Here is a 13441-nt window from a genome sequence, read left to right on the forward strand (position 1 = left end):
CTCTTGATGCTTGATTCCGTACCCGAAGGTCAGTCTTCTACACCTATGTCTTCAGAATTTTCCACTCAGTTACGCTCCTCGGATGCGAGCCCTGCTGTCAGAAATGAGGGCTCTAGTAATGGCACCTCAAATCACAATGGAGCGACCAATGGGGCAAAAACCAGCGCTCTCGCTCCCCCCGATGATTTTGTACCCCGGCACGTGGGGCCACGGGAAGCTGAGTTGGCGCAAATGCTTCAGGTTTTGGATGTAGCAACTTTGGCGGAGTTGATTGACCAAACGGTTCCAGCCAGTTTGCGGGTGAAGCAACCCCTGAAGCTAGGTGCGGGGCGGAGTGAAGCAGAATTGCTACAGGAGTTAAAGGCGATCGCCTCCCAAAACCAGATCTTCCGCTCCTACATTGGCATGGGCTATGCCAACTGCATTACACCGCCTGTTATCCAGCGCAACATTCTGGAAAACCCCGGCTGGTATACCCAGTACACCCCCTATCAACCGGAAATTGCTCAAGGGCGTCTCGAAGCATTGCTGAATTATCAAACTTTGGTGACGGATTTGACGGGAATGGCGATCGCGAACGCCTCCCTCCTCGATGAGGCGACCGCTGCTGCTGAAGCGATGGCGATGAGCTATGGCCTCAACAAGGGCAAAGCCACTACCTTTTGGGTTTCTGAAGCCTGCCACCCTCAAACCATTGATGTGATTCGTACTCGGGCTTTACCCTTGGGAATTGACGTAGTTGTGGGCGATCACCAGAAATTAGAGGTTGATGCGTCCATCTTTGGAGTGCTGCTGCAATACCCTGCTACCGATGGCAGCATCTATGACTATTCCGCGTTGATTGAGCAGGCCCATGCAGCTGGAGCCCTCGTCACCGTAGCGGCGGATCTCCTGGCTCTAACGCTGTTGAAGCCCCCCGGTGAGTTTGGTGCCGACATTGTAGTGGGTAATACCCAGCGTTTTGGAGTGCCCCTGGGTTATGGTGGCCCCCATGCCGCTTACTTCGCAACCCGTGAAGCCTACAAGCGACAGATTCCCGGTCGTCTCGTGGGAGTTTCCAAAGATGTATTAGGAAACCCAGCGTTGCGTTTGGCGCTGCAAACCCGTGAGCAACACATCCGGCGGGATAAGGCGACCAGTAACATTTGTACCGCTCAAGTTCTGTTGGCTGTCATCGCTTCTATGTATGCGGTGTACCACGGGCCGGAAGGACTGAAGCGCATTGCGACTCGGATTCACCAGCTAACAACTGCCCTGGCTCAAGGGTTACGAAGCTTCGGGTATAGCCTGGGGGAACCCTTTTTTGACACGGTGCGCGTGACTGTGGAGGCCGAGCAGGCGGCGGTAATTGGAGAGCGGGCGATCGCAAACCGCATCAATCTGCGCCATCTTGATTCCGATACCTTCACCATTACCCTGGATGAGACGACGACACCGGATGATGTCCAGGCTCTATTGAACCTATTTGCCCCTGATAAATCTGTCAGCCTGCAATATGGTCCCTCCCCGGTGCCTGTGGCTCTACAACGTACATCGCCCTATCTGACCCATCCCGTATTCCAGCGCTATCACTCTGAGACGGAATTGCTGCGCTACATGTATCGCCTGCAAATGAAGGATTTGTCTCTGGCAACGGCGATGATTCCGCTGGGCTCTTGCACCATGAAGCTGAACGCGACCAGTGAGATGATCCCTATCACTTGGCCGGAGTTTGGGCAAATTCATCCATTTGTTCCGTTGGATCAGGCTCAGGGCTATCAAACCATGTTCCGTCAACTGGAAGATTGGCTGGCAGAAATTACCGGGTTTGCGGCTATCTCCTTACAGCCAAATGCGGGTTCTCAAGGAGAGTATGCGGGTTTGCTGGTGATTCGGGAGTACCATCAGCAGCGGGGAGATGGCGATCGCACAGTCTGTCTGATTCCGGAATCCGCTCACGGCACGAACCCCGCCAGTGCGGTTATGGCCGGCATGAAGGTGGTTCCCGTTGTTTGTGATAACGATGGGAACATCGACATGGCTGACCTGAAAGCCAAGGCAGAAAAGCATAGTGCCCAGCTGTCTGCGCTGATGGTGACTTACCCCTCTACTCACGGGGTATTTGAGGAGGGCATTCAGCAGATCTGTGACATCATCCACACTCACGGTGGCCAGGTGTATATGGATGGGGCCAATCTCAATGCTCAGGTCGGCCTCTGTCGTCCCGCTGAGCTGGGCGCTGATGTCTGTCATCTCAACTTGCATAAAACCTTCTGCATTCCCCATGGTGGTGGCGGGCCTGGTATGGGACCGATTGGGGTCGCTGCTCACCTGGTACCTTATCTGCCAGGCCATACTGTGGTCACCCTGGAGGGGCAGGAACGTATTGGTGCTGTCTCCGCAGCTCCCTGGGGAAGTAGCAGCATCTTGCCAATTTCCTGGATGTACATTGCCCTAATGGGTGGCGAGGGGTTAACCCGCGCTACCGAAATCGCTATCCTTAACGCAAACTACATTGCCAAGCGTCTGGAGGGGCACTATTCCATCCTTTACAAGGGTCGCAATGGTCGCGTTGCCCATGAATGTATTGTGGACTTGCGTCAATTCAAGAAGACAGCGGGTATTGAAGCGGAAGATGTAGCGAAGCGTCTGATCGACTATGGTTTTCACCCACCCACCATGTCTTGGCCGGTGGCTGGCACTATCATGGTTGAGCCGACCGAGAGCGAATCGTTAGCGGAGCTAGATCGGTTCTGCGATGCAATGATCGCCATTCGTGAGGAAATTCGCGAGATCGAGGAGGGCAAGGCCCATGCTCAGGATAACTTGCTGAAGCATGCGCCCCATCCTGCTGCGGTCGTGACGAGTGATGTTTGGGAACGCCCCTATTCTCGGGAACGGGCTGCTTACCCCACTGCCTGGACGCGGGAGGGTAAATTCTGGCCTGCGGTGGCGCGAGTGGATAATGCCTATGGCGATCGCAATCTCGTCTGTGCCTGCCTACCGATGGAAGCCTACGCCCAGTAGGTTCACTCTGTTGTTTTTCGGGTGCCTCGCGTCCGAAAAACAACGCCTTCAGTCAGCCCTAAAACATGCTCTAGCATCTGGAGCCGCGACCGCAACCATTTGCAAAAATAAACTGGTCTCAATCAAAAGGAGAGAGGCGGGACAAAGCCCCGCCTCTCTCCTTTTGATTGACTATGCAAATTACGTTCGGCGAATATTTAAACAGCACCACTCGCCTCGTCGCCAGAGGGTTGCAACAACCCAACCGTTTTCCTCCAGGGTGTCTGCAACCGGTTTCACCTGTTCGAGCAAAATGCCGCTGAGAATACCCCAGGTGGTTGGTTTGGAAATTGCCCCAAATCCCGGAATCAAATCCACAATTGTCTCTGCCAGGATATTGCAGAGAATCCCATCGACGGGTTCTGAGGTGAGTTCTGAGATGGTGCTGAGGCTACCCTTCGTGGTAACCAGGCGATCGCTTGGTAGATTATTTAATTCCAGGCTGGTCTGAGTGGCTTCAATCGCTAAAGGATCGGTGTCGACCGCCAACACCCAATCGGCCCCCAACAGGATTGCCCCCAGGGAGAGAATCCCAGAACCGCAGCCAATATCTGCGATGACAACTTTAGCATTGGGATCGCGAGGTGACTCATCTAACCGCATTTCCAGCGCTTCCAGGCAGAGCTGGGTAGTGGCGTGGCTACCCGTACCAAAGGCAAAGCCAGGATCGAGGCGAATGACCAGCCGATCCGTTTGTTCCGGCTCGGGGAGCCATGCCGGGTTAATGAGGAAGCGATCGCCCACCTCTTGAGGTGCCCAATACTGCTTCCAAGTACTCGACCAGTCCTCCTCCTCAATCATCTGCCATTGCATATCGGGGATCGGCAACCCGGCACACAGAGCATCTTGTTTGAGTAACAGGGCTAGAGCGGATAAATCCAATAACTTGACTTGCTGTTGAGGCAAATAAGCCCGTACCAGCTTGGTATGGCCTGCCGTTTCACTGGAAGTTCCCTGGCTGCCAAAGTCCGTCAGCCGCCAGAAAACCAGGTCTTCCGCGTCAGGGTCACAGAGTACCCGAATCTCCCACCAACTTGTCGCCAAAGTTCCTCCAGTGTTTCGATCATGGCTGCGCCAGGTTGACCTTAAGCCTCAAAAATAGGCTTTCTAAGGCTAGGCTACTCCTCCATTAAGGATTTTTTGAGGGGGCTTTAACCCCTCAAAAAATCCTTGGATTTGATCTGTCAGTATCGAGCGATGATCCTGACAAACAACCTGAGCCCATACGAGACGCATCAATTCAATGTGTCAGGCCGGAACTCGACTCTAACAAATTACCCAAACCCTACGCAGGCAGCGTAATGGTATAAGCATCCCGAATGCCAGCCAGTTGAGTAATCTCAGTGAGTACCCCTTCTGGTAAGGGATCATCCAAACTGAGTACCATGACCGCGTCGCCCCGCACGATTTTGCGACCCACCTGCATGCTGGCAATGTTGACGTTAAAGTTGCCCAATAGGGAACCTAACTGGCCAATAATGCCCGGCATGTCACGATGCAGGGTAAATAACATATACCGGCTGGGGGGCACGTTAATCGGGAAATCATTGATGCTGGTAATACGAATTTCGTTGTCTCCCAACAGTGCTCCGGAAACTGTGTGTTCTCCAAGCGGACCGTCGGCCGAAATCCGAATCGAACCCGTGTAATCCTTCGTAGTGGCATCCCGAACTTCGGTAACGTGGATACCTCGTTCCTTCGCCTCAATGCTGGCGTTCACGTAGTTAACGCGCTCTTGCAGAGCATGGGACAGCAGCCCCTTCAGGCCCGCTACTACAACGGGTTGGCTCTCATTATTGGCAACTTCACCCTGTAAGCGGATGTTGAAGTTCTCAACACGCCCACCCGTAAGCTGGCTGATCAGGTTGCCGAGAGTTTCTGCCAAATCCATGTAAGGACGTAGCTTCTCCAGAACCTCGGGCCGCAGACCGGGGATGTTGACCGCCGAGCGAGCCGGCAGGCCCAGCAATACATCACGGATTTGCTCGGCCACATCAATCGCCACGTTTACCTGCGCTTCTTCAGTGGAAGCGCCCAGGTGAGGCGTCAAGATGATCTCCCGGCCCACTTCCCGCAGGACAGACTCACCCAGGGGTTCGCTCTCAAATACGTCCAGTGCGGCTCCAGCAATTTGACCCTCTTGCAGCGCTTTAGCCAGAGCTGCCTCATCAATAATGCCGCCCCGAGCGCAGTTGATCAGCCGTGCCGTCGGCTTCATCTTCGCCAGCGTATCGGCATTGATCATGTGGTAGGTTTCGGGGGTCTTGGGCAGGTGCAGCGTAATGTAGTCAGACTCGCGCATCAGCAGATCGAGTTCGACCAGATGAACGCCTAATTGCTCAGCCCGTTCCTTGGAAAGAAAGGGATCATAGGCCAGCACTTGCATCCCCATTGCCCGTGCAACCGTAGCAACGTGGGAGCCGATCTTACCCAGACCGACCACACCGAGGGTCTTCTTGTAAACTTCAACCCCCAGGAATTTGCCCCGTTCCCACTTGCCTTCCTTAACGGACTGGTTGGCAGCGGGGATATGGCGGGAGAGCGAGAGCATCATGGCGAGCGCATGCTCCGCTGCCGCAATAGTGTTTCCTTCGGGGGAATTGACCACCAGAATGCCCTGGCGGGTGGCACTTTTCACGTCTACGTTATCGACGCCAACACCAGCGCGGCCGATAATTTTGAGTTGTTTACCGGCTTCGATGATTTCGGCGGTGACACGAGTGCCCGAGCGAATCATCAGAGCATCGTAATCGGGAATAATTTGCACCAGTTCTTCTGGTGTCAAACCGGTTTTGACATCGACCTGCGCAACCTGGGAGAGGATGTCGATACCAACCTGATCAATCGGGTCAGAAACGAGAACCTTGGGCATGATGGGAAATGAGTGGCAATAGACGACGAGTGATCAGGGGAAGGCAAGCGCATTCTTGAAAAGACCCTGTGAGGGTTCATTTTTTGGGCGTAAGACGCATAAAAGATGAACTTTTCAAAAACACGAGCATTACCATCCCGACGGGAATGATTCCAGTCAACTTAGCACCAAAGCAGCGTGGCTTCCGGACTGAAAGCTCTGATCTGATTGGGCTTAACGGCCCGTTTATAGGAAGGATTGAAAACTTCTACAAAGGGTCATTTTACTGCAAAGCGGTAATGCCCTGGAGAATGGCAGAAAGTTTTCGCGATCGCCATTATCAGGTTCGGTTTCCTTAAGTTTCCGGAGAAGTTTGCAGCCGAACCCCAGGCTCACCTGGGCCTAGGCGAACTAAACAGGACTATTTCATCACTTTCGGATTACCGTACCTTGCCGAAGCCTGCAATAATCTGTTACATTTATTTACAGATTGAAACAGGGCTTTACATAAGGAGGCCAACATGGTTCTGCTAATTGCGTTGTTTGGAGTAGCCTGGGTTGCCGCTGCGGTCATTGGAACTCAAGCCTACTTCCGAGGTGAGCAGACAAAGCCAATTCATGAGCGGAACTGGCGCTCGAATGGGTTTGAGGCACTGGCTCAAACTTTTACGGGTAGCGAAATTGATTACAGCAATCGGGTTCCAGCCTTCCAGGTCGTCGATGCATATACTAGCCGGACGCTGCCGAACCGATAGGCTTCATGGGCTGTGGCTCTCCACGCAGCCCGTGATCCCCAAGTTTGTTACGCGATACCTATGAATCCTCAATGTGTGGCCTCTGCGGGGGCCATTTTTTGTAATCGGGTTCCGGGTTAAGGGCGTTTTCGAGTGCCGTACGTTGCGCGGCACTCGAAAACGCCCTTAACCGAACTCGGGTTTTGTAGGTGCGTGGTGCCGTAACAAAATTTAGTGAAAAATGAGAAAAAGGGCTTCTTTTAGAAGCCCTTTTTCTCATAAATTGCATCGTTAGCGATCGGATAGACGGATAAAGAGGGTGCCTTGTCGACTCTGTTGATCGCCCCCAGCACTGCTGAATGTTAGCGATCGCACATGATCAAAAATAGGACGGGCCGACAATCCTGCCAGTTTCAGCAGAGGAATACGCTTTTCTAGAACTGGCCTGACGGCGGACCAATTGACGTAGAAAAAGCCGTTGTTTGCAGGAGGGATGGGGGCGATCGCTTCCTTAAACTCTCCTTGCTCTGCCAGGGAACGGGAGGGCGCCTGAAGTGCCTGGCTCATGGCATCCAGAGAGGTTGCCAGCAGTTCAAATCCGCGAGTGTTAGTGTGGACCCCCCGCACTTCGGCCTGGATCTGGGGCGTGTTGCGTCGTCGCGAGCGACCCTCAGCGGTGGAAAGGCGAGTCCAGGTATAGGTAGGCTGACCGTTCAAATCGACGGGGCCAATACTGAGGCCCTGGTTTTGGGCGATCGCATCCAACTCATCTAGTGCCGGCTGGGTCGCCTCTGTAGCCTGAGCCGCAACCAGCCAGTCCTGCTTTTTACCCGCTTTCGGCATCAGCCCCAGGGCAAACTCTTGGTCAGCCCAGCTTAGTAGAGGGCCAGAGAGGGGCATACCCCATTGTGACTCCAGGGGCTTGAGGGCCTGCTGAAACAGCTCTGCCAGGAGTGGAAAATCTTGCAATCCTGTATTCAGGTCATTCCACACCTGATTTAAGTCCAACCCGGAAACCAGCAGTGGCGTATCCTCTGGCATGAACTGGAGCGCGGTTGTGGGGCGATCTGCAACGGGTTGGATAAAGGGTAGCTCGAAGCCGGGGGCGGTCAGGAGAGCAGTATCGGCGAGAAGACCGTAGCGGTTGAGTTGAAGAGCTGCGATCGCCCGATCAAACCGAGATGCGCTGGCACTGCGGCTCTGCCCTAACCACTGGCCCAACTGAGGCAAATTCACGTACACCATGCCCAGCGTGTGCTCGGGTACCCGCCGCAAGGCTGCTTCATAGTCAGCATTACTGCTCAAGTTAAGACCTGGGGCCTGGACGTTGTTGATGGCCTCTCGCAACACTTTGGGAGAGTTAGCAAAGAGGACGAAGCGATCGACCACTACCGTCGTTGCCAGGGTTTGAACTATTCCGTCTGTTGCCGCCTGATCGACCGTTTGCCCGTAGATCAGCTTTACCCCGGCGTAGGGTTCAAAGACGAGATCGGAGCCAGCGATCGCCTGTTTCTGCCAGAACACCTGCAAAAAGTCGCGGGCGCGATCGCCGTCCTGGGTCTCTATGGCTAGCAAGTAACCGGGCTGTTGCCCGTTAGCTGGGTTGCGATCCAGATCAGGTGTGGTGACAGATAGAGTAATTTCGTCGCCCAGCCAGGGCTTAATGTCTGTGGCATAGTTCAACTGTCGTTCTGACAGAATGCCCTGCTTAAATTGTTCGATTTCCTTACGAGCCTGACGACGGGCGGTGGGATTGGCGATCGCAATACGCAAGGCCTCCAGGCGATCGGGGTTGACCTGCAAAGATGCCATCACAGGCGCTTGCTTGGGCACAAAGACCGCAGCTGCCGGGTCAGGACGTTTGCCATCCGACAACACATCCAGCGGGCTTTGGACCGCTAACCAGAAAAAGAGGGCGATCGCCGCCACCAGAGATCCCACCACGACGGCACTGAGTGCCACATAAAACGAGCGCAGGCTCATCAACCCACCCCAATCAAAGGTACGCCGCTGTTAGTTTACTGCTGTTGTACTCGATTTAACAGAATAACCTTGCAAAAGCCTAGATCTGGATGTGGGCGACGCTGAGCGCCGCCCACATCCAGATCTAGGCTTTTGAAGCAAACGTTATCTACCGATGGTTTAAGTAGCGGCCTGCCATCGATAGAGCATCACCCATATCCACATCGCCATCACCGTCAGCATCCATAAAGGCACCCAAAACGGAGTTGCCACCCACGGCTGAACCCTGACCCTGTTGGGCACCGCTACTGAGGAGTTTGAGCGCAATAGGCACCAGAACAACGAGCAGGCCTTGGATCTGGGAGGCATTTAAGCCTGTTCTTTGGGAAATGGTCTGAGTCAGTTGCTGTTGCTGAGAAGGGTTAAAGAGCGCTTGCACAGCGGCTGGGTTAGGGCCAGTACCGGCAAATTGACGCATGATGGAATCAACCTGCCCTGCGCCGCCCTGGCTGGCCTTCTGCTTCAGGGCCGAACGTACATAGCTACCTACTACCGACATGGCGGCCTGGGTCGTGCCCGTGTTGGTTCCCTGGTTACCCGCTACCTGTTGCAACGTGTTCAGAATAGTACCGAGCTGATCAGAGCTGGCCTGTTGATTTGGGTTATTGATAGCACCCAAGATTTGATCAAACAGTGGCATAACCGAAATTCCTCAGCGTGTATGTTTCCTGACGTCCAAATAGCAATGCATGTAGAGAAGAAGTTTAGGAGGGCAGACGCGCTGCATCTGCCCCAGAGCCCAAGCTAAGAGCGCTTAAGTAGAAACTAGCCAACCGTTACCTGGGTAGAATCAACTTCCGTTGCGCCATTCACACCTCGGGCAATACTGACAGCACGGCTTAGCAAATCTTGGGAAGGAACTTCACCCTTCAGCACGACTCGGCTACCGGTTTGAGCAATCCAGAGGCGATCCAGCGGCTCTAACTGAGGATCGTTATCGAAAGCGATCGCCACTCGCTTGGCCAATCCGCTTTCATCAAACGTCCCATCGGGACCGACCTTCTCAGCGGGGGTACCAGGCTGCTGAGGAGCAACCGCCACAGACTCGTTATCTTTCTTCTTGCGGCCAAACAAACGATCAAAGAAACCCATAGGACTCTCTCCAAAGAAATGAGACACCAAACGTCCCACAAGGGGGTACAAGGAGAAGCTATTGGATCTTCAACGAATATGGCAAGGTAAGCCAATACAAAAAACGCGATTTAATACTTTAGACAGAGCTAAAAAAATGTCCGGAATTACATTCAAGTCTCTTTGGTTGGGACAACGGTTGCTCTTTGTGGAGTAAAGAGTGTTGTTGCTTCCTCTGAAGAAAGAGAGAGGTTATTTACATTTCTTTAAGTTTGCCGATCGGGTACAGAGAGCGCAAACCCGCTCTGGCTGGTCGAGACAGAATATCCTATATTACGCTTTTTGAAGTTTTTCTAGGTTTTGCAGAGTGGGGCAAAACCCCTGCTGTAAACTAGGTTTCGATTGATAGACCTTATGGCCTGATTGGTTGGGATCGCTATCTCGGTAACGGCCCTAAACCCATGAGACCTGGCTTAGGATCATCTAGTTCGGAGCCCTTATATCAATGTCTCATTCAGTCAAAATCTACGACACCTGCATCGGTTGCACGCAGTGCGTCCGCGCTTGCCCCACCGATGTTTTGGAAATGGTGCCCTGGGATGGCTGCAAGGCTGGCCAGATCGCATCGTCTCCCCGTACCGAAGACTGCGTTGGCTGCAAGCGTTGCGAAACGGCTTGCCCAACCGACTTCCTCAGCATTCGGGTTTATCTGGGTGCTGAGACAACCCGTAGTATGGGCTTGGCCTACTAGGTCTGACCCAATCCTACGAGTTGACCAAATTCTAGAATCCAACAAAGGGGGCCTTGGCCCTCTTTTTTCTTGCTTGGTTTTATGGGGTCTCACATCCATAAAACTAAGCTTGATATTCTAAGGAGATTTCCAAAAAATGGGGATATTGTTTCTCAGAAACCTCCTAAAAGGAGCAATGACGCACGGAAAACCAGGAGTGCGCCATCGCTCCTTTTAGTTTGCTTTTGTCACCCTTCTGCCCTCATGGGTAAATCCTGTGGATAAAATGGGGTGAAATTTTTGTGGTTTAACGGGAGGGTTGGCCATGTGTGGAATCGTCGGCTATATCGGAACGCAGGCGGCCAGTCAGATTTTGCTCGAAGGACTACGGAAACTGGAGTATCGGGGTTACGACTCAGCCGGAATGGCTACCATCCTGAATGGTGAAATCCATTGTGTTCGGGCAAAAGGTAAGCTTCAGAACTTGCAGGACAAGATCGCAGGTGAAGACAATCCTGCTTGCGTCGGAATTGGCCATACCCGCTGGGCTACTCACGGCAAACCCGAAGAATATAACGCCCACCCCCACACCGATACCGCCCGCCGCATTGCCGTGGTGCAGAATGGCATTGTCGAGAATTATCGCGAATTGCGTGAAATCCTCAAAGCTAAGGGTCACGAGTTCCGTTCTGACACGGACACGGAAGTCATTCCCCATCTGGTTGCGGAGTATTACCAGCAATTGAAATCGGGTGCGCTTACGGTCCCTGCCCGTGCTGCTTCGCCCTTTTTGGAAGCTGTGCGACTGGCGGTTAGTGACCTGCGCGGTGCTTTTGCGCTGGCGATCGTTTCTGCTGACTACCCTGACGAGTTGTTGGCTGTGCGACAGCAGGCCCCTCTGGTGGTGGGCTTTGGGCAGGGAGAATTCTTCTGCGCGTCGGATACCCCTGCTCTGGTGCCCTACACCCGTACTGTGCTGACTCTGGAGAATGGCGAGATTGCACGGCTCACTCCCATGGGTGTGGAAGTATATAGCTTTGGTGGCGATCGCCTCCGCAAGACCCCTCAAACTCTCAACTGGAACCCCATCCAGGTCGAGAAGCAAGGCTTCAAGCACTTTATGCTGAAGGAAATCTACGAGCAGCCCGGAGTCGTGCGGGCGGGGCTAGAGGCCTATCTTGATCCTGGCTGGACAGCCGAATCAGGGGCTAATCCGATTAATCTGGGCTTACCGGAGTCTTTCTACGAAGATATTGAGCATATTCAAATTCTGGCTTGTGGAACGAGCTGGCACGCGGGTTTGGTCGGGCGCTACCTGTTGGAACAACTTGCCGAAATTCCGACACAGGTTCACTATGCCTCTGAGTTTCGCTACTCTCCCACGCCGCTCATGCCCAATACCCTGACCATTGGCGTGACACAATCTGGAGAGACTGCCGATACTCTTTCCGCTTTAGAAATGGAAATGCGACGACGGGTCGATCTGGGGCCTAAGTTCGCGGCACGAATGTTGGGCATCACCAATCGCCTCGATAGCACTCTGGGTCGTCTGGTAGATAACCTGATCAATACCCATGCGGGGATTGAGATCGGGGTTGCGGCAACCAAAACCTTTAGTGCTCAGTTGGTTGCCTTCTATTGTCTAGCGCTGGACTTGGCCTATCGTCGTCGCACGATCTCGGGCGATCGCCTCCAAAAGATTATCGATGGCCTGCGACAACTCCCCGCCCAAATCGAATCCATCCTGGAGGTGCAGGAACGCTACATTGGCGAACTCTCTCACCAATTTGCTGAAACTCAGGACTTCATCTTCCTGGGGCGAGGTATCAACTATCCGATCGCTCTGGAAGGTGCCCTGAAGCTAAAGGAAATCAGCTACATCCATGCTGAGGGGTATCCGGCAGGTGAGATGAAGCATGGGCCGATCGCCCTGCTGGATGCGAAGGTGCCAGTGGTGGCGATCGCCGTTCCCGGTTCAGTCTACGAAAAGGTGCTGTCTAACTCCCAGGAGGCCAAGGCTCGCGATGCTCAACTAATCGGCGTGACCGCGATGGATGATCCCGAAGCTGCCGAGGTCTTCGACAACCTGTTGCCGGTGCCCCATGTGGATGAATTGCTCTCGCCGTTGCTGACGGTGATTCCGCTGCAATTCCTCTCGTACCACATCGCCGCTCACCGTGGTCTAGACGTAGACCAGCCCCGGAACCTCGCCAAATCGGTAACGGTTGAGTAGTTCCAGCTACAAAGGCTCGTTGATGAGATGTGAAGCATCGTGAGTGAGGTAATTCTTCTCGCTTACGATGCTTTTAATGTTATGGAAGCCTTGCAAAGACTCGTGGAGCAGTTGTGAATATTGGGCCTTGAGATGTTACAAATCAACGATGATTGACAAAGACTTGTCGATGAGTTGTCGGGACTCATGCAAGAGCTTTCAAGATTTGTGGATTTGGATAATGGATGAGCGACGCTAAATTAAATTTAGTTTCACAACAAATGACAACATGAGTAAGCGAATCGTAGGGGCGGGTTTGGCAGATAACTCCTAACCCCGTCAGTAGCTTGATGGCAAAACCTGCCCTTATAGGTATTGGTAATAACCTCTGTGTAGATTGGTGTGAGTATTTCTGGCTGAAAGAGGGCTTAAATCGACAGATCCCCGGTTTTTCAAAAAAACCGGGGATCTAAGTTTTTTCAGCCAAACACATGGATGAATTGTTCATCTTTGTCATTGGATGATGTGGAAGGATAGCATTGCGATCGCCCCACGTCATTCAATGGAAAGAAACCTGCGAAGGAAAGGCGAAATCAGTTGGGGGATACCGGAGTGGAAAGTTCTTTGGAAGCTTTGGTACGGGAAGCTTTGAAACGTTCGCTGATACCGTTTTAATATGAAGCTGCGCCAAATAGGGCTTCGAGAATGAAATCGTAGGACGTCAATGACGCAACCCTTTCAGGGGAAATCTTGTCGAGTTCCGAGGTCAGGAGTTT

The 13441-nt window shown here is 53.2% G+C and carries 10 protein-coding genes; 5 read left to right on the forward strand and 5 right to left on the reverse strand.

Annotated elements, in window-relative coordinates:
• Window positions 1–45 precede the first annotated feature (45 nt).
• Entirely contained in the window at window positions 46–3006 is a 2961-nt protein-coding gene (gene gcvP / locus NDI52_RS27705) for an aminomethyl-transferring glycine dehydrogenase (RefSeq protein WP_190770738.1), read from the forward strand.
• Between the two features lie 180 nt (window positions 3007–3186).
• Here the strand turns inward: gcvP and prmA are convergent, their stop codons facing one another.
• Both prmA and serA read right to left on the reverse strand, forming a co-directional pair.
• A complete protein-coding gene (gene prmA, locus NDI52_RS27710) occupies window positions 3187–4089 on the reverse strand; it encodes a 50S ribosomal protein L11 methyltransferase (protein WP_190789410.1) in 903 nt (300 codons plus the stop codon).
• 241 nt (window positions 4090–4330) lie between these two features.
• The gene (gene serA, locus NDI52_RS27715) at window positions 4331–5917 is read right to left on the reverse strand and encodes a phosphoglycerate dehydrogenase (protein ID WP_190770740.1); all 1587 of its coding nucleotides are present in this window, start codon (window positions 5915–5917) and stop codon (window positions 4331–4333) included.
• 146 nt (window positions 5918–6063) lie between these two features.
• Between serA and NDI52_RS27720 the strand changes: the two genes are divergently transcribed.
• Both NDI52_RS27720 and NDI52_RS27725 read left to right on the forward strand, forming a co-directional pair.
• Window positions 6064–6255 (forward strand): hypothetical protein, encoded by a 192-nt coding sequence (locus NDI52_RS27720; protein WP_190789411.1) that lies wholly within the window; start codon window positions 6064–6066, stop codon window positions 6253–6255.
• 162 nt (window positions 6256–6417) lie between these two features.
• The gene (locus NDI52_RS27725; RefSeq protein ID WP_190770741.1) at window positions 6418–6651 is read left to right on the forward strand and encodes a hypothetical protein; all 234 of its coding nucleotides are present in this window, start codon (window positions 6418–6420) and stop codon (window positions 6649–6651) included.
• A gap of 270 nt (window positions 6652–6921) precedes the next feature.
• Here NDI52_RS27725 and NDI52_RS27730 read toward each other — a convergent pair whose 3' ends face one another.
• From NDI52_RS27730 to NDI52_RS27740, 3 genes are all read right to left on the reverse strand, one after another.
• Window positions 6922–8613 carry a DUF3352 domain-containing protein gene (locus tag NDI52_RS27730; RefSeq protein WP_190770742.1) on the reverse strand — a complete coding sequence of 564 codons (1692 nt, stop codon included), beginning with the start codon at window positions 8611–8613 and terminating at the stop codon, window positions 6922–6924.
• Window positions 8614–8761: 148 nt separating this feature from the next.
• Entirely contained in the window at window positions 8762–9292 is a 531-nt protein-coding gene (locus tag NDI52_RS27735) for a DUF937 domain-containing protein (RefSeq protein WP_190770743.1), read from the reverse strand.
• 125 nt (window positions 9293–9417) lie between these two features.
• The gene (locus NDI52_RS27740; RefSeq protein ID WP_190770744.1) at window positions 9418–9744 is read right to left on the reverse strand and encodes a BON domain-containing protein; all 327 of its coding nucleotides are present in this window, start codon (window positions 9742–9744) and stop codon (window positions 9418–9420) included.
• 484 nt (window positions 9745–10228) lie between these two features.
• Here NDI52_RS27740 and psaC point away from each other — a divergent pair, with 484 nt between their 5' ends.
• Together psaC and glmS are read left to right on the forward strand one after the other, a co-directional pair.
• Complete coding sequence (gene psaC / locus NDI52_RS27745; RefSeq protein WP_006515950.1) at window positions 10229–10474, forward strand: photosystem I iron-sulfur center protein PsaC; 246 nt, start codon at window positions 10229–10231, stop codon at window positions 10472–10474.
• Between the two features lie 304 nt (window positions 10475–10778).
• Window positions 10779–12686, forward strand: a complete 1908-nt coding sequence (gene glmS, locus NDI52_RS27750; protein WP_190770745.1) for a glutamine--fructose-6-phosphate transaminase (isomerizing) — start codon at window positions 10779–10781, stop codon at window positions 12684–12686.
• Window positions 12687–13441 lie beyond the last annotated feature (755 nt).

This window comes from Leptolyngbya sp. PL-A3 (genome assembly GCF_039962325.1).
In the GTDB taxonomy this organism is placed as follows: Bacteria; Cyanobacteriota; Cyanobacteriia; order Elainellales; family Elainellaceae; genus Vacuolonema.